Genomic DNA, 17,598 nt, shown 5'->3' with positions numbered 1-17,598 from the left:
TACATGATTATGTATAGCATATCTTAAAATGTAACAATTTGTAAAGAGAATGTCATAATATCCAATGAGCTATCTTGTATAATGAAAAAAGAATATGGACGAGACAGTAAGAATGAAAGGTGTTGTCGATTGTTGAAATCAAAAAGGATAACCATTGCAATCATGAGTTTAATGGTATTATTTAGTTCTCCAGTGTCATTACTTGCAGCAGCAAGCGAAAGTGATGTCAAGAAGGAAAGTGTTGAGATTAGTACAAAAATAGATAAAGCATTAGATGATGTTAATGCTAAGTATCGTGATGTAGAAAATTTAAAAACAGAAGTATCAAAAACAGAAAGTTCAATTGAATCAACAGAGCAAGAAATCAAAGATACTCAAGTTAGTATTAAACGTCGGAAAGAGTCAATTGGTTCACGTATGCAAAACATTCAATCTAATGGAAGTAGTATGAGTGTGATTGATGCTTTAATGAATTCTAATAGTATTTCTGATTTTATTAATCGTGCTTATGCGATTACTGTTTTACAGGGTGCTGAAAAATCTAAAGTGGATTCATTATCACAAGATCAAGAGCATTTAGAAAAATTAAAATCTGAGCTAATAAAAGATAGAGAAAATTTAGCTATGAAACAAGCAGCTGTTGAAGAAGAAACAATGATATTAGAAAATCAAGTATCTGATTTAAAAGTTGAATTATCTTCAAATGAAGCTCTGCTTAATAAATTAGCTAATGAACGTATCGTCAAAGAAGTTAGGAAAGAAAAAGAAGCTATTAAAGAAACGACTAAAGCAACTAAAGAAGAAAAAGAAACAAGCCACTCAAGTGAAGAAGTATCAGAATCATCAAGTAGTGCGTCATCTTCAGAAGTAAGCTCAGAAACAAGTGAGTCAAGTGAAGAGTCAAAACCAAGTGATAATGGTCCAAGTCCAGAATCATCAAATGGTGGTACGACTATGACGATGGAATCAACAGCTTACTCTTACAGTGAAGCTGGAGCATCGCATTTAACAGCAACAGGAATTGATTTAAGAGAGAATTCTCGTGTTATTGCTGTAGATCCAAGTGTTATCCCTTTGAATTCATTAGTTGAGGTATCAGGCTATGGTTTTGCTATTGCGGCTGATACGGGTGGAGCAATTAAAGGTAATATTGTTGATGTTCATTTTAATACAGTAGAAGAATGTAATAACTGGGGTCGTCGTATGGTAAGTGTCACAGTTCTATAAATATAATAAGCCTACCAAGAAATTATTTCTTGGTAGGCTTATTTTTTTTAATACACTAGAGTATTTAGATTATACTGTGAATTAATAATTTTTATTGATAAATGGCTTTGATAGGATCCATCTTAGCAGCATTGATTGCTGGAATGACACCAAAGAATAGACCAATACCAGCTGAAATACTAGCTGAAATCATTGCCATTTTAGGACTAACTACAGCTTGGACGCCAGGTACTAGACTGGTTAATAGACTAGCAAATCCCCAACCAAGAAGTATTCCGATAATACCACCAATTAAAGTAATAAAGGCAGCTTCTAGTAAAAATTGAATTAAAATATTAGCAGGCTTTGCCCCAATTGCTCGCCTAATTCCAATTTCTCGTTTACGTTCTGAAACAGAGACATACATAATATTCATCACGCCAATTCCACCAACAAGCAGAGAAATAGCTGTAATCAAAATTAAACCAGAGATAACAGCTTGTAGCATTTGCTCTATTTGCTGGCGCATCTGTTCGTTTGTTCTATCTTCTTCAAACTTTCCAACCAAATCTGGATGGTATTCTTTTAATAAATCATTGGCAGCTGTAATGACAGCCGTACGATCAGCTGAAGGTGCTACCTTTAAATTAATGGCATTAATAGGTTTGTTTTTGGCTAACTCATTATAAGCTTTTTTAGGGACTGTGTTGGAAAAAACAGAATCATCTGTAATCATATCACTGCCCCCAATTTTTTTCTTAACACCAATGACTTGAAATTTTTCCCCATCAACATCAATAGCCCGTCCAATAATATCTTCTGGTTTTTTGACATTAAGAGCAGTTTGCATGGTGTCATAGCTTAAAATAATATTATTTCGATCCATATCATCTTCAGAAAAATCAGAACCAAAAGCTATGGTTTTATCAGGAGACGTATATGGCTTGATTTGTCCACTACCAATAGCACTAAAATATGAAATAGTAGCTGTAATACTCTCGCTAGAGGCAAATCCGTAACCATAATCTGCAGAAATATTATCTACACCATCTAGTTTTCTTAGAGTTTTTAAATCAGATCGACTAAAAGCAAAGGTTTCTAGAGAGACTTCATTAGCACTTGTTTCATCATCCATATCTACATTATAGATTAAGCGAGCGGTAGAAGCATCAGTAGACTCCAACACTTTCATACTACTTTGCTTCATCCCCTCACCAATGGCTGAGACTGTCACAACAGCTGCAATCCCAATTATAATACCAACCATAGTTAGAAAAACTCTAAGTTTATGAGCTCTCAGACTTAGAAAAGTACTTAGCAATAAATTTTTAACCATTTAAATACTCCTCCTCATTTAAGAAAATGCCATCTTTCATATAAATCACTCTAGTCGCATATTTTCTCATATCAGGATCGTGAGTGACCATTACAATGGTTTTTCCTTGTTTGTTTAAATCAGATAAAATCCCCATAATATCACGGCTAGTCTGACTATCTAGAGCACCAGTTGGCTCATCTGCCATAATTAGTAGAGGATCATTCACTAACGCTCTGGCAATGGCAACACGTTGTTGTTGTCCGCCTGATAATTCGGTTGTTTTAGAGTTTTCTTTTCCTTCTAAACCCACTAGTTTCAGGTACTCTTCAGCTATTACTTTACGCTCAGATTCCCGGCGCTTACCTTCATAAATCATAGGTAGCTCTACGTTTTGTCTAACATTTAGTGATTGGATTAAGAAGAACTGTTGAAAAATAAAGCCGACATATTTGTTTCGTAAATCAGATTTTTGATTTTCACTTAAAGTCGATACATCTTGATTATTAAATAGATAAGCCCCGTCAGATGATTGATCTAAAAAGCCGATAATATTCATTAAAGTTGTTTTTCCGCTACCTGACTTTCCCATAATCATTAGAAATTCACCTTGTTCAATAGTTAAATTTAACTTTTTCAATACATGGAGCTGCTCTTTTCCTACAGGGTAATATTTATCCATCTCCACAATGTTAACTAAGGGAGTGTCTTGTTTGATATTATCAGTCATAAGTTATTCCCCCTCACTCATTTGTGTACCAGATTCATTAGTATTCCCTTCAGCATTTAGCATTTCACCATTTTTAAGCTCACGATCACTTTTAACAATCACTTTATCTAAACTCTCAAGTCCACTAGTTACTACAACATGATCTTTAGTAGCACCTTTGTCTGTTGTGGTGATATTTTTTCTAAGGACTGTACCAAAATCATCCACTAACACATAGGATTGTTTTTTATCTTTATCTTCTTTAACTGCTGATTTAGGAACCTCTATTTTTTGTTTATCTAATTTAATAGAAGCTTGGACGTGGAATCCTTGTTTAACATTTTTTGTGTCTTTTAAAGATAATTTGACAATATATTTTGATAAACCACCTTCACTACTACCTCCAGCTCCTGCAGCAGGTGTTTCTTGAATAGGTGTGTTTGAAACATAGATAACTTCACCTTGATACACTTCATTACTAGCAATCATTTTCACTTCAGCTGGTTGCTTTTCTTTTACTTTAATCAAATCTTTTTCATTGACGTCACCTTCTACATAAAAATCATTAGAAGTTAAAGTCATGATAGCACTATCTCTATTTTGCTCTTGAGGAATAATCACTTGGCCACTAAAAGGAGCAGTGACTTGATTAACTTGTTTTTCGTTAAGTTCGTTGACTTGTGTTTGTAATTGTCCGATTTTAATATCAAAACTACCTAAATCATACTTTAGTTCAATGGACTCTCTAGATGGTGCCCCTGTATCTTGTCCTTCTTCAACTTGCTCACTTGCTTTGTTTAATTCATCTATTTCTAATAGCATTTGCTTTCTAGTTTTTTCTTTTTCTGCTTGAGTTGATTCTATTTGAAAGTTCAACTCGCTAATTTGAGTACTAGTGGCTTCATCTGTGTATTGGTACAAAAGAGTTCCCTCTTCGACATTTTCTCCGTTTTTTACTTGTAGTTTACCTAATTTACCCAGAGAATTGTCTTGAATGAATTCTTTAGATTTAACAGGTGTCACCATACCATTAATAAAAACTTGATCCACATCAGCTACTGTGAAAAATTCAATATTATTTTCTGGCAGAGTATCTTGTTTATTATTTTTTCCAATTCCCATACTAAATAAAATCACAACAACAATAATGACTCCAATAATACTACCAATAACAATCTTTTTCTTTTTTGACATCTTGGTACCCCTTTTCTATTTATATAATGTTATTGTATAAGAACTTTTTCAAAGGCACATCAGCCATAAGACCTATAATTGATATTATAAAACAAAAAAGTTGCTTACTTTTAGGAAGTGATTTAAAGTAAGAGTGAGCCTTCAACTAGGAAAAAAGAGAAAAGAGGAATGAATAATGCAAGCTAATCACGAATTATTAGGGATTCATCACATGACAGCTATGACAAGTGATGTTCAGAAAAATTATGAGTTTTTTACTAAGGTGTTAGGAATGAAGTTAGTCAAAAAAACAGTCAATCAAGATGATATTCAGACCTATCACACGTACTATGCTGATGATATCGGTACACCAGGAACAACGATGACGTTTTTTGATTTTCCAAATAGCCCACAAGGTATACCAGGAACAAATGCTATTACTAGAACAAGCTTTAGGGTACCTAGTGATGAAGCACTTGAATATTATAAAAGATATGGGTGTATTTCATGATGAGATAAGTGAAGAATTTGGTAAAAAGATATTAAAGTTTCAAGATGCAGATAATCAGCGCTATCAATTGATTTCTGATAGGTATAATAGCGGTATGTTACCAGGAACAGCATGGATTGGTGGTCCTGTGCCTGAAGAATTTGCTATTTACGGCTTAGGACCAACGGAAATATCAGTTAGTTATTTTACTGAGTTTAAAGATGTTTTGGAAGGTATTTTTGGTTTTAAAGAAATAAACTCTGATGGAAATCGTCACTTATTTGAAGTTGGGGAAAAGGGCAGTGGTGCTCAAGTCATTTTAGTTCATGATGACAAGTCTCCTGATGCTAGGCAAGGGTACGGAGAAGTACATCATGTAGCTTTTCGCCTAAGTGAGCAGGCTGGGCTTTATGCTTGGAAGGATATCTTTGATAAACTTGGACTACCAAATTCAGGTTATGTAGATCGTTTTTACTTTGAATCTTTATATGTAAGGATTGGTCATATATTAATAGAACTTGCAACAGATGCTCCTGGTTTTATGATAGATGAGGAGTATGACGAGTTAGGAAAAACTCTATCATTAGCTCCATTTATTGAAAATAAGCGAGAATATATTGAGAAGAGTGTGAAACCATTTGTGACAGAATAAGGAGGAGAGTAAATGTTAAGTATTAATCCAAACCAACTAAGTGATAGGGAACGTTATAAATTGTTAATAGGAAGTATTATTCCTCGTCCTGTTGCATTAGTGAGCACATTATCAAAAGAGCGGGTCATTAATTTAGCACCGATTAGTTATTTTAATATTGTCTCAGCTACCCCACCAATTGTATCCTTGTCAGTTTCAAGAAGGCAAGGGAAAATGAAAGACACAGCCAAACATTTATTAAATCAAAAAGAAGCAGTGATTCATATCATTGATACATCTATCGTCAATGATGCCAATGAAACAGCTGTGGAATTTTCAGAAGATAAAAGTGAGCTAAGCGTGACTAATTTTTCAGTGGTGCCATCAAAGATTATTAATACACCAGGGATTAATGAGGCTAAGATTAGATTTGAAACGAGTTTATATGACCATATTGAAATTAAAGAACAAGATCAAGTTAGTAATGATTTATTTTTATTGAAATTAGAGCAATATTATATTGAAGAAGCTATTTTTGAAGAGGGTAAAATTGACCCTCTTGGACTAGATCCTATTAGTCGTTTAGCAGGATCAACTTATGCTACTTTAGGGAAGTTATTTGATTTAGAGAGACCATAGAAAAGAGGGGGATTATGAAACATATTTTTATACAAGGTGAGAAGAGTCAACCGGTTTTTGTGTTACTTCATGGTACAGGTGGCTCAGAAGAGTCATTGATTGACGTAGGAAATAAGTTAAATAGCAAAGCCTCTCTTTTAGGTATTAAAGGTGAAGTTAATGAGCAAGGAATGGCTCGTTATTTTAGAAGACTTAGAGAGGGAGTTTATGATGAGGTAGATTTATATGAAAAAGGTATGTTACTTAATCAGTTTATTAAACAAGCTTCCAGTGAGTATCATTTTTCTTTAAATGAAGTGGTATTAGTGGGCTATTCTAATGGTGCCAATATTGGTCTTCATTTATTATTAAATGAAGCTAGTGTGTACCGCCAAGCTATTTTATTTCACCCCATGTACCCACTTAGTCAGATTAAAGAAGTCACCTTATCTAAGACGAAGGCATTTATCAGTTTTGGAATAAATGACCCTATCGTGCCTTTAGAGGAGAGTCAGCATGTGATTGATATATTAAGAAATAGACAAGCAAGTGTTGAAATATTTGAAACTATTGGTCATAATTTAAGTCTTGAAGAGGTAGAAGCAACAAAGAACTGGTTACAAAAAGAGGTTTAAAGAAGTCCTTCTTTAGGCCTCTTTCTTGCTTTTAAGGAAGACCCAGATAGTTAAGGGAACAGAGGTAACAATGCTAATGGCACTTAAAATAATAGCGATGATTTCTTGAACTAATAATTTGTTATTTAAAATTTGTTCTAGAGGGGAATTTAAATCGAAAAGCCAAATAAAAAGAGCTAGTTGGCTACCGACTGTAGCAAATAGTAAAGTATTAATAGTCGAGCCTAAAACATCTTGACCCACAATAAAGCCTGAATGTCACCATTCTTTTAAGCTAATATGTGGCAGTTATGTTTTTATTTCAACCATTGCAGCAGTGATAGAAATAGTCATGTCATTAACAGCTCCTATCATGACTATAAGTAAGACAGATGCGCTTAGCTCAGTAAAAGAAAGACCGATCTTTAAAGAATATATATCCATCTCCATAAGCCCTTCCATAGGTAACCCTTGACTATGGGAAATTGAGATGATGTAGTAAATAGGATAAAGCATTAAAGTGATGACTAGTGAGCTACTTATAAAGGCGGTTTTACTAGCTAAAGTGATACTGTTAATATTGAATAAATTATTAGCACTAATTAACAACGCAACTACATAGGTAAGTAAAATAGGAGAAAAACCTAGATTAATGAAGACTAGCATAAAAAATAATAAGGCAAGATTTACTCCTAAAGTTACTAAAGTAATCAGGCCTTTTCGATTTTGAAAATACCATAAAAGTCCAACTAATATAATAAACAAGACTAAATTAACGCTCATAAGACACCTCTTTTGTGAAGAAATAGCTCGCCAGATGACTTGTGATAGGAATGCTTAAAACAATGCCAATACTACCTACTAAGGCCCTTGTTACTTCTAATGATAAGGAAACAGGAAAGGTAAAATTAAATGACATATCATTTCTTAAAAAAATAAGTGCCATAGGAATAGAACTACTTAAATAAGAGAAGAACATGATATTAACCATAGGACCAACAATGTCACTTCCTACTTTTAAGCCAGATTGATAGAGTTGAGCTTTGGTTTTTTCTGGTTCATAAGAGATGATTTCTCCTAGTGAAGAGCTAAGTGTTATGGCAATATCCATAGTTGCTCCAATAAGCCTACAAGTAGACTGGTTAAAAATAGCATATGCTGAGGTCTTGTAATTAACTCCATCTGTTCATAATGAAGTCCTCCATGTTTAGTAATGGTTATAACACCAAGACCAATTAAAAAGGTAATTAAAGTAGAACAATATGTAGATAAGATTGCAATCCGTGTTTTCTTATACCAACCATTGGCTAGTATTAAAGTAAGGCTAATGTTGTATCTCTTTTTGAATCGATAATTGAGGCTTGGTTTATATCTTGATTGGGAATAGATAGAAAAAAAATGTCTCCAGTTTTATACTGTTGATCTTCAATAAGAGATTGGCTATAAGTATTGCTTATGGTTATTGTTTTATGCTGATACTTACTTTGCTTCAAAAGGACCTCTAGTTTCTGAGTAGTTAGCTAATCAGTGTTATGATGTTCATCTTTTGTATCTGTCTGACTAAGAACTTGTATTGTGGTAATTTCACCTACAGCTTGTGTGTAAGCATCATATTGATATGTGTGATAGATCCAAATGAGATTTAAAAATAGTAAACAAGTAGCAAGGACTAGCCATAAGCGTTTCATCATTATAATAAAGCTCCATTTTTCTAAATTTGTTTTTTTAAAGTGTAACACAATGTATCGGGCAAAAAAATAAGAAGTTAGCCAATATCAACTAACTTTTTATTTTATAATAACTAAACATTTTTTATAAATAAATGGGATAGTATCTAGTTTACTAAAGTTTTTTATACTATAATGAGACTATCATTACTAATGGAGAGTGGTAAAATATGAAGAAAAAAAGTTGGTTAACGGGGTTACTGTTGTTATCCCTTTGTTTTCCTAGCGCTGTTGGAGCAAGTGAAGAAACTAAAAGCTCATCTAGTGTAGATATAGTCGAACAAACAAGCAGTGAAAGTATCATTCAAGAAAGTACAAGTACCACAGAATCAGTAGTAGAAAGTATGACCCAAGAGTCTAGTGATACAACAACAGATTCAACAGTTGAAAGTAGTACTTCCTTAGAAGAGGAACCGACAAAGGAACAAGAGGTTACAGTGACACGAGAAATTGAATCTTTTTATGTCAGTGTGACGTCAGAGCATGATGATATATTTGATAAAGTAGGCGGGGTAGTGATTGGTAAAACAAGTCAGTTAGTTAATCACACCTTTTTAGTTTCTGAAGCAGTTGAGGAAAACGGAGAAACTTATTATGCTTTATACAACGGTAAAAATAAATTAGAGGGTTACGTCTTAAGCACAGCAGTAAAAAAAGCAGATGGAGCCCAAGGGATTTACATGAGTTTTGGTAAATACGTCACAATTAAGAATTCTACAGATAAAGTTTATCAAAATTTTGATTGGAAAGTTAGAACAACGACAGATAAAATCAAAAATAAAACTTATTTAGCAAAAGGTTATTATCAACATATTGACGGTCAAGTCTACTATAGTCTTTATGATGATAAAGGTAGTTGGCAAGGTTATGTGAACGCTAAAAGTACTAAAATTGCCCCTGGTAAAGAAGGATTTCCCATTAAGATGGATGAATATGTGACTATCACAAAGAAAAATTACCAAGTATGGGAAAATTTTAAATGGGTAGAAAAAAACAACTCAAGCAATATTTTGAATAATTTATATCAAGTAAGAGAGCGTTTTGAGCATATGAATGGGTCAACTTATTACTCTTTATATGATAATAAAGGGAAGTGGATGGGCTATATCAATGCTAATGGTGTAACTAAAGCTAGTGGTGCTCAAGGCCCTTGGATTAAGGAAAACAAATATGTTACTGTATCAAGTAATAATTATGATATGTGGCAAAATTTTAATTGGGTGAAGAAGCAGTCATCAAGCAAGTTATACAATAAAACATATAAAGTAACAGGTAAGTACAAACATTTTAATGGTTCAACTTATTATTCTTTATATGATAACAAAGGTAGTTGGCAAGGTTATGTCAACGCCAATGCAACGAAAACGGGTAACGGAGCTCAAGGAGCATTTATCTCAGATAATCGTTATGCAACTATTACAAAGAAAAACTATGATATGTGGCAAAACTTTAGCTGGAAACAAAAATCTAAAACCAATGGTATCTATCATGAAACACTACAAATCAGAGGGTACTATAATCATTTCAATGGCTCGAAGTACTATTCTTTATATAATAACAAGGGGACTTGGAAGGGGTATTTAAATTCAAGTGCTGCTCAAATAGGAGATGGAAAACAAGGTATCTGGCTATCTTCAAATGATGCTGTAACTATTAGCAAACGTAATTATGATATGTGGCAGAATTTTAGTTGGAAAAAGAAAAACAATACGAATCAGTTTATCAATCAACGTGTTCGTGCAAAAGGGTATTATAATCACTTTAATGGAGATAGATATTATTCAATATATAACAACAACGGTACATGGTTAGGTTACTTAAATTCAAATGCTGTAAGCTTTAAACGTACAGTAGGAGATTTTTTAGGAACAGATCGCAATCGTTTAGTATCAAGGTTAAAAAGTCATGAAAATGACCGTTTTTACTTAGGAACACCTTATCGTAGCTTAAATGGTAACCCATATAATAGAGGCTATGTCATGAGTCCAAACGGAGCACCAACTGGCTTTGGTCCTGGTATGAATTGTACAGGTTTTGTAGCCTATGCTTATCAAGATGGTGGTGCTAACTTAAATAAAATCACATCAGCTTCAAATCAATGGGGTGGTATTGGTAATGCTTATAATTGGCGTAATGCACTAACTGCTAATACTGATTATCAAGTGTTTAATTCAATTAATCAATTATTATCAAGTGGACAGGCAAAACGTGGTGATATTTTATACTTTGAACCAAACTATAACCTTCCAGGTCCAGATCCACATATTGGTATCTTCTGGGGAGCTAATGGAAAAGATAATAAAATCTGGCATTCAACATATCCAGTAAATAATATTTCTCATATTTATTCTGGAACACCATTTACTAAAATTTATTTATTCTCATTAGACTAGACATAGTTAAAAACCACCAGGGTCAAGTAATTACTCATGACCCTAGTGGTTTTTTATAATATGGAGAAAAAGTGATGAGAGCACCTGGACTGATGTCACTCACCTAGTGTCGTTGTTGTAATTAGTATAGCATGTTAGTCATTTATGCCTATGGGTCTTAGGGCTGATTTTTATTATACATCTTTAAAAGTGGCCCTGTCATAGCAGCTACAACAATACCTGCAACAAGGGCTTCAGGTACTCCGTTAATAAAGATAACACTAAGAACAGCATTATAAAGACCACCGCCTACTGAGATACCGGTCACTTGTGCGTAGGCTGATTGGAATAAAAAGTATATTAAATTCATAACTAGTAAAGTATTAACTAATGACCCTGCTACACCGGAAATGAAAAGTGACCATTTCTGAGATAAGGTGCCATCAGGTTTATATAGCCACTTGTAAACATAATAAGGGATAATGCCTACAAGAACACGTGGTATTAAGGCAATGACCACAGCCCATAAACTTCCTTGTGTTGTTCCAATAACCGGAATAAACGGTGAAAAGGCAAAGGATAGGATGGAAGGTGTGATTGTGTTAACTGTCATACTAAGTAGTCCAAAGACTAATCCTAAAAAAGCCCCAATTCTAGGACCAAGAATAATAGCCCCTACAATAACTGGAATATGAACTAGTGTAGCTTTGATAATGCCAAGATTTAAAAACCCTAGTGGTGTAAATGAAAAAATAATGATGAAGGCTAGAAAGATAGCCGTTAAAGTTAGACGTCTTGTTTTCAAAATGTAACTCCTTTGATTTTAAAATAATTGTTTATTGATAGCATCAATGATGACATTAATATCAGCTAAAGCCCCTTTTCCATAATCTCCACAAGCAAGTAAACTTTCTTTAGGCTCGATGATAGTATAATCATACTTTTCAAGTGTTGTTAAATTATCAACCATAGCAGGGTTTGAATACATATAGGTATTCATCGCTGGGGCAATAAGTTTAGGGATATCATGAACAGCCATGGCTGTTGTAGATAGCATATCATCACAAATCCCATTAGCGATTTTACCAATAATATTAGCTGTAGCTGGCGCGATTAAAAATAAATCAGCTCGTTTTACTAAATCGATATGATTTATTTCGAGTGGGTTTTGCTCAGTCATCACATCAAGGTGAACTGTCTCTTTAGATAAAACTTGCAGTGTTAGAGGTGGAATAATTTTGGTGCTGTTTTTTGTCATGATAACTTCCACATCAATTTGTTGTTTTTTAAGTTGACTGATTAAATCAGCTGCTTTGTAAGCAGAAATACTGGCAGACACTCCAAGTAAGACTCTAGGCATGTTTTTTCTTCCTCTCTAAGATGACTTCCATCAATCCATTAGCAATATCTTCTTTTGTAAAAAAGTTTTTTTCGATTCCTTTGCGGCTTACTAGAACTGCTTCATGTTGATTATCATTGATATTAGTCAAATCATTAGCAACAATGAAGTCAGCTTGATTTTTTTCAATACTTTCCCTAGCATTTTCCACAAGCTCACTCTCAGGGACATCCACTAATAATTTGAAGCCTATTAATAACGTATCTGGTTGCCAATGTTTAATTTGATGAATAATTTTTGGTGCCTTGCCTAAGACAACAATGAGTTGCTCACTAGTTGATCTAATTTTTTTCTCAGCTGTCGTTTGACTAGTATTGTATTGAGTCAGCTCTTTTGCGATGAGATTAGTGAGCGTTGCTTCATTTAGATCAGGTGTATGGTGGATTGTTTTAGCTAGTTTTTTAGCTAAATCGACTTCTGAGATAGTGTAATCAAGCTCATAATCACTCACTGCCATACTATGAATAACTGCTGTAATTGATTCATGAGTTAATAATCGCTTCATAGTATACTCTAAATCTCTAACAGAAGAAATAGGGAAAAACAATATATTTGATAGCTCTGGTAATACGGCATTTGGTCCATGAATGTAAAAAACAGTGTCACATTCGGGACTCATTTTTTCAGCAATTTGTTTACCTAATCTTCCAGTGGCGTGATTAGCTAAGTATCTCACTGAATCAATCGCTTCAACGGTTCCTCCTGCTGTAATTAAAATGTTCATGATAAAACCTCCATCTGATAATTATGAATTCTTTTATTTTGTTAAATCGATTAAACGACTATCTCCTTTGGCTGTTTTCAAGCAACTAATTATCATGTTTGCTAGTTTGTCTACTGGAACAGGGTAAACTTGACTTAGTAAGCATTTAAATAAAGGGAATTGATACCCAAATTGTATGATCTGTCCTTGTCGTTTTTTTAGCCCCCAATTATCATCTACCACTAAACCTGAGCGGATAATAGTGATATCACTACCTCTTGTTAAAGCTTCTTGTTCAGCTTGTTTCTTTGCTTTAATATACCCAATTGGTCCTAATTTAGCAGATAGAAAGAGATAAGGGATTTGTTTCTCTTTTGCCCACTGACTAATCAAGTGATTGGTGTTAACAATCATATCATCATAAGTTTGAGAGGCTGATTCAAAAAAAATACCAATTAAGTTCAGACAATAATCTACATCAAGCAAGTCTTTTTGCCAAGAGGTATCCTCTAACACATCATAGGATTTCCAAGTCATATTAGGATGATCCATCCACTCTTTATGGGTCTTTGGTTGACCTCCTCTAGAGATACTAATGACATGATAGGAGTGCTCAAGAGCTTTTTGACAGACTTTTCTTCCAATAAAGCCACTACCACCAAAAATAACAATAGTTTGAGTCATAAAGTGTCATTTCTCCTTTTACATGAGACTTTTTCTCATTTTAACATAAACCAATGAGAATAACAGAGAGATGTTTCTTGTCTTCTTTTCTTTACCTTGTAAAATTGTTAAAATGAGAGGTAGAAGTTAATTTAGAAATGAGGCAGACAGATGCGTTTATTATTTGTAGGAGATGTAGTAGGTTCAATGGGAAGAGATGCCATTAGTACTTACTTACCAAAATTAAAGAAAAAATATCGTCCACAGGTGACGATTGTTAATGGTGAAAATGCGGCAGGTGGCCGTGGTATCACAGAAAAAATATATAAAAAAATTCTTCAAGACGGAGCAGATGTTGTTACTTTAGGAAACCATGCTTGGGATAACCGTGAGATTTTTGAGTTTATATCAGATGCTAAAAAGCTAGTTCGTCCTGCTAATTTCCCAGAAAAAACAACACCTGGGCAGGGGATTGTCTATGTTAAAGTTAATGCAATTGAACTGGCAGTCATTAATTTGCAAGCTAGAGTATTTATGGTAGCTGTTGATGATCCTTTTGAAGTGATTGATAGATTAGTAGAAGAGGCATCACAAAGAACACCACATATTTTTATTGATTTTCATGGTGAGGCGACAAGTGAAAAGCAGGCACTAGCTTGGTTTTTAGATGGTCGTGTATCAGCTGTTGTGGGGACACATACTCACGTTCAAACCAATGATGCTAGAATTTTACCTAAGGGGACTGCTTATTTAACAGATGTTGGTATGACTGGTCCTTATGACGGCATATTAGGTATGGAAAAGTCAGCTGTGATTGATAAATTCAGAACAGCTCTACCACACCGCTTTGAAGTGGTGAGTGAAGGACGAGAGATTATTTCTTATTGTGTGATTGATACTGATGACAAGACAGGCCATGCTAAAAAGATTGAAGCAGGCGTGATAAATGCTGATCATCCATTTAGAGATTAGTCGGAGGTGTTCTTAGATGGTTGATAAAAAATATGAGTATGAGCCTGTTTTAGATCAAGTGTTTTATAGGTTATTAGAAAAATTAGCTCATCATGATACGATAAAAGAGTATCGTAAATTAGAGCGTCAAATAGGTGAGCATGATGGTTTACAACGACTGGTCGATGACATCAAAGCACAGCAAAAAGAGATGGTCAGGTTTGATCATTATGATAAACCAAATGCTTACAAAGAAGCGAAACGACTAGCTGATGAGAAACAACAACAATTTGATAATCACCCCTTAGTGATTGCTTATCGTGAAAGTTTAGTTGAAGCTAATGACTTATTGCAACACGTGACTAATCGCTTGCAAAAAAAAGTCAATGACTCACTAGAAAAAAAATTAAATCAAAAAGAAGAAGGTGAAAAATAAGGTGGAAAAGAAAACAAAGCATACCCCTATGATGGAGCAATACTTAGGTATTAAAGCACAATATCCAGATGCTTTTTTGTTTTATCGTCTAGGTGATTTTTATGAAATGTTTTATGAAGATGCCCAAGAAGTCTCTCAATTACTTGAAATCACATTGACTAGCCGGAATAGAAATGCTGATGATCCTATTCCCATGTGCGGTATTCCTCATCATTCGGCTCAAGGTTATGTGGAAACATTAGTTGAGATGGGTTATAAAGTAGCTATTTGTGAGCAAGTAGAAGATCCTAAAGAAACAAAAGGCATGGTGAAGCGAGAAGTTGTTCAACTCGTTACACCAGGTACTATGCTAGGTTATGGTGAGCTAGAAGCCAAAGTTAATAATTTTTTAACAGCTCTAGTTTATGATGATACAAATAGCAAATATGGTTTTGCTTATGCTGATTTAAGTACAGGAGAGATCAAAACGACGACTTTAGATAACGATGAAGCTATCAAAAATGAATGTAGTAGTTTAGAAACGAAAGAAATTGTAGTAGATGATGCTATCCCTGAAGAGTTGACAAACTATTTTGAGGCCCGTAACATTTTGATATCTAGACAAAGTAAGGTAACGCATCAGGCAGAATTAAGTTATTTATCCGAAAAAGTAGAAGATGAACTAAGTCAATCTGCTGTTCAGCTATTACTATCTTATCTAGGAGAAACTCAAAAACGCCAGTTAAGTCATTTACAACAAGCTAAAACTTATGAACCGAGTCATTTTTTGAAAATGGATTATTATTCAAAATATAATTTAGAACTAACCCAATCCATTCGTGGAAAAGATAAAAAAGGGACATTGATTTGGTTACTGGATGAGACAAAAACAGCTATGGGTGCTAGGTTATTGAAACAATGGATCGATAGACCGCTGATTAGTGTGACAACTATTGAGCAACGTCAAGCAATGGTTGAAAGTTTTATTTCAGCTTATTTTGAGCGCATGGATTTAAAGGAGCACTTAAAACATGTGTATGATTTAGAGCGTTTAGCAGGACGAGTAGCTTTTGGCAGTGTCAATGGTCGTGATTTGTTACAACTTAAAAAATCTTTAGAACAGATACCGGTTATTCGAGAGCTTTTAATTGGTATTAATCAAGGTGAATGGGATAATTTATTAAAAATGGTGACACCAATGGATGACTTAGTGGGTGTGATTCATCAAGCCATAAATGAGGATGCACCTTTATCAGTTACAGAAGGTAATGTGATTAAGGATGGATTTAATCAAGAGTTAGATACTTACCGTGATGCTATGAAAAATGGGAAAAAATGGTTAGCTGAAATGGAAGCTAGGGAGCGTGTTGAAACAGGAATTAAAACGTTAAAAATAAAATTTAACCGAGTATTTGGTTACTTTATTGAAGTGACAAAAAGTAACGTTCAAGACGTTCCAACTGGAAGATATGAACGTAAGCAAACCTTAGCAAACGCAGAGAGATATATCACACCTGAGTTAAAAGAGATGGAAACGTTAATTTTAGAAGCTGAGGAAAAGTCACAAGAATTAGAATATCAATTATTCTTAACTATTCGTGAGGAAGTTAAATTAAGTATTAGTGCCTTACAAACACTAGCACAGTCTGTAGCGACTATCGATGTGTTACAAAGTTTTGCAGAAGTTAGTGAGACGTATCGATACGTTAAACCTAGTTTATCTGCCACAGAGTCAACTATTGACATTATTGATGGTAGACACCCTGTTGTTGAAAAGTTTTTAGGGCATCAAGCTTATGTGCCAAATGATATTAAGTTAGACCAAGAAACGATGATTTTACTTATAACCGGACCTAATATGTCAGGCAAAAGTACCTATATGAGACAACTTGCCTTAACTGTCATCATGGCACAAATTGGTTGTTTTGTACCTGCCAGCTCAGCAGTGTTGCCAATCTTCGATCAGATTTTTACTAGAATTGGGGCATCAGATGATTTGATTTCAGGTCAAAGTACGTTTATGGTAGAGATGATGGAAGCCAATCAAGCTTTGAAACATGCTACATCTAGAAGCTTAATTTTATTTGATGAGTTAGGTCGTGGGACAGCGACTTATGACGGAATGGCACTGGCTCAAGCGATAATTGAGTACATTCATGAACACGTCAAAGCGAAAACATTATTTTCGACTCACTATCATGAAATCACGAGTCTAGAAGAGGAGTTACCCGCTCTTAAAAATGCCCATGTAGGTGCTATTGAAAAAAATGGTGAGTTAGTCTTTTTACATAAAATGTTATCAGGACCGGCAGATAAAAGTTACGGTGTTCATGTAGCTAAACTTGCTGGATTACCAGATAAGTTGTTGGTTCGTGCTAGTGATTTATTAGAGGCATTTGAGTCTCAAACCATAGAGTTAAGTCGTGCTAAGGAGAATAAGGCTATACCTGTAGCAAGTGGTTTAGTGGAAGAAGCTCAGTTAAGCTTGTTTTCAGAAGTAGATGAAGCACAAGAGGCTGTTATTGATGAATTAAAACAATTAAATTTATTAGATATCACACCTCTGAAGGCATTAAATATTTTATCTGAATTACAAAAGAAAGTATAAAGAA

The 17,598-nt window shown here is 34.3% G+C and carries 18 protein-coding genes and 2 pseudogenes; 8 read left to right on the top strand and 12 right to left on the bottom strand.

All coding sequences use genetic code 11. From position 1 onward, the window contains the following. Positions 1 to 129 precede the first annotated feature (129 nt). Complete coding sequence (locus tag VSF34_RS09065) at positions 130 to 1,227, top strand: 3D domain-containing protein (protein WP_326716982.1); 1,098 nt, start codon at positions 130 to 132, stop codon at positions 1,225 to 1,227. A gap of 91 nt (positions 1,228 to 1,318) precedes the next feature. Here VSF34_RS09065 and VSF34_RS09060 read toward each other — a convergent pair whose 3' ends face one another. From VSF34_RS09060 to VSF34_RS09050, 3 genes are read right to left on the bottom strand one after another with little or no spacing between them, the layout of a single operon-like run. Further along, positions 1,319 to 2,542 carry an ABC transporter permease gene (locus VSF34_RS09060; RefSeq protein WP_326716981.1) on the bottom strand — a complete coding sequence of 408 codons (1,224 nt, stop codon included), beginning with the start codon at positions 2,540 to 2,542 and terminating at the stop codon, positions 1,319 to 1,321. Then, a complete protein-coding gene (locus VSF34_RS09055; protein WP_326716980.1) occupies positions 2,535 to 3,251 on the bottom strand; it encodes an ABC transporter ATP-binding protein in 717 nt (238 codons plus the stop codon). Before VSF34_RS09055 ends, VSF34_RS09060 begins: the two co-directional genes overlap by 8 nt. A 3-nt stretch (positions 3,252 to 3,254) precedes the next feature. Then, entirely contained in the window at positions 3,255 to 4,424 is a 1,170-nt protein-coding gene (locus VSF34_RS09050) for an efflux RND transporter periplasmic adaptor subunit (protein WP_326716978.1), read from the bottom strand. Between the two features lie 175 nt (positions 4,425 to 4,599). On the opposite strand from VSF34_RS09050, the pseudogene VSF34_RS09045 reads away from it, so the two are divergent. From VSF34_RS09045 to VSF34_RS09035, 3 genes and pseudogenes are all read left to right on the top strand, one after another. Then, a pseudogene (locus tag VSF34_RS09045) lies at positions 4,600 to 5,545 on the top strand (ring-cleaving dioxygenase). Positions 5,546 to 5,557: 12 nt separating this feature from the next. Further along, a complete protein-coding gene (locus VSF34_RS09040) occupies positions 5,558 to 6,163 on the top strand; it encodes a flavin reductase family protein (RefSeq protein ID WP_326716977.1) in 606 nt (201 codons plus the stop codon). A 14-nt stretch (positions 6,164 to 6,177) separates the two neighbouring features. Beyond that, positions 6,178 to 6,777: an alpha/beta hydrolase gene (locus VSF34_RS09035; RefSeq protein WP_326716975.1), complete on the top strand. Its 600-nt coding sequence runs from the start codon at positions 6,178 to 6,180 to the stop codon at positions 6,775 to 6,777. A 12-nt stretch (positions 6,778 to 6,789) separates the two neighbouring features. Here the strand turns inward: VSF34_RS09035 and VSF34_RS09030 are convergent. The 5 genes and pseudogenes from VSF34_RS09030 to VSF34_RS09015 form a co-directional block, all read right to left on the bottom strand. Further along, positions 6,790 to 7,539: pseudogene (locus VSF34_RS09030) on the bottom strand (YibE/F family protein). Continuing rightward, positions 7,529 to 7,867 carry a YibE/F family protein gene (locus VSF34_RS09025; protein ID WP_502628175.1) on the bottom strand — a complete coding sequence of 113 codons (339 nt, stop codon included), beginning with the start codon at positions 7,865 to 7,867 and terminating at the stop codon, positions 7,529 to 7,531. Before VSF34_RS09025 ends, VSF34_RS09030 begins: the two are co-directional and overlap by 11 nt. Continuing rightward, positions 7,852 to 8,031: a hypothetical protein gene (locus tag VSF34_RS09975; RefSeq protein ID WP_502628176.1), complete on the bottom strand. Its 180-nt coding sequence runs from the start codon at positions 8,029 to 8,031 to the stop codon at positions 7,852 to 7,854. Before VSF34_RS09975 ends, VSF34_RS09025 begins: the two co-directional genes overlap by 16 nt. Positions 8,032 to 8,069: 38 nt before the next feature. Next, positions 8,070 to 8,249: a hypothetical protein gene (locus VSF34_RS09020; protein ID WP_326716974.1), complete on the bottom strand. Its 180-nt coding sequence runs from the start codon at positions 8,247 to 8,249 to the stop codon at positions 8,070 to 8,072. 27 nt (positions 8,250 to 8,276) lie between these two features. Further along, a complete protein-coding gene (locus VSF34_RS09015; protein ID WP_326716973.1) occupies positions 8,277 to 8,447 on the bottom strand; it encodes a hypothetical protein in 171 nt (56 codons plus the stop codon). Between the two features lie 206 nt (positions 8,448 to 8,653). Here VSF34_RS09015 and VSF34_RS09010 point away from each other — a divergent pair, with 206 nt between their 5' ends. Beyond that, positions 8,654 to 10,876, top strand: coding sequence for an NlpC/P60 family protein (locus VSF34_RS09010; protein ID WP_326716972.1), 2,223 nt, complete (start codon positions 8,654 to 8,656; stop codon positions 10,874 to 10,876). Between the two features lie 157 nt (positions 10,877 to 11,033). On the opposite strand, the gene VSF34_RS09005 is transcribed toward VSF34_RS09010, so the two are convergent. The 4 genes from VSF34_RS09005 to VSF34_RS08990 are packed head-to-tail and all read right to left on the bottom strand — an operon-like array spanning position 11,034 to position 13,641. Further along, a complete protein-coding gene (locus VSF34_RS09005; RefSeq protein ID WP_326718066.1) occupies positions 11,034 to 11,663 on the bottom strand; it encodes an ECF transporter S component in 630 nt (209 codons plus the stop codon). Between the two features lie 15 nt (positions 11,664 to 11,678). Then, the gene (locus VSF34_RS09000) at positions 11,679 to 12,215 is read right to left on the bottom strand and encodes a flavoprotein (RefSeq protein ID WP_326716971.1); all 537 of its coding nucleotides are present in this window, start codon (positions 12,213 to 12,215) and stop codon (positions 11,679 to 11,681) included. Beyond that, positions 12,208 to 12,978, bottom strand: a complete 771-nt coding sequence (locus VSF34_RS08995; RefSeq protein ID WP_326716970.1) for a phosphopantothenoylcysteine decarboxylase domain-containing protein — start codon at positions 12,976 to 12,978, stop codon at positions 12,208 to 12,210. The genes VSF34_RS09000 and VSF34_RS08995 overlap by 8 nt, the downstream gene beginning before the upstream one ends. Positions 12,979 to 13,011: 33 nt before the next feature. Then, positions 13,012 to 13,641, bottom strand: a complete 630-nt coding sequence (locus VSF34_RS08990) for an NAD-dependent epimerase/dehydratase family protein (protein WP_326716969.1) — start codon at positions 13,639 to 13,641, stop codon at positions 13,012 to 13,014. 150 nt (positions 13,642 to 13,791) lie between these two features. Between VSF34_RS08990 and VSF34_RS08985 the strand changes: the two genes are divergently transcribed. The 3 genes from VSF34_RS08985 to mutS are packed head-to-tail and all read left to right on the top strand — an operon-like array spanning position 13,792 to position 17,594. Beyond that, on the top strand, positions 13,792 to 14,592 hold the full coding sequence (locus tag VSF34_RS08985; protein ID WP_326716968.1) for a TIGR00282 family metallophosphoesterase: 801 nt from the start codon (positions 13,792 to 13,794) through the stop codon (positions 14,590 to 14,592). 16 nt (positions 14,593 to 14,608) lie between these two features. Continuing rightward, entirely contained in the window at positions 14,609 to 15,007 is a 399-nt protein-coding gene (locus VSF34_RS08980; protein WP_326716967.1) for a YlbF family regulator, read from the top strand. A 1-nt stretch (position 15,008) separates the two neighbouring features. Further along, a complete protein-coding gene (gene mutS / locus VSF34_RS08975; protein ID WP_326716966.1) occupies positions 15,009 to 17,594 on the top strand; it encodes a DNA mismatch repair protein MutS in 2,586 nt (861 codons plus the stop codon). Positions 17,595 to 17,598: the final 4 nt, after the last annotated feature.

This window comes from Vagococcus jeotgali (genome assembly GCF_035918315.1).
Classification (GTDB): Bacteria; Bacillota; Bacilli; order Lactobacillales; family Vagococcaceae; genus Vagococcus; species Vagococcus jeotgali.
Note: the sequence above shows the minus strand (reverse complement) of the source record. Positions and strands in the feature narration are given on the sequence as shown.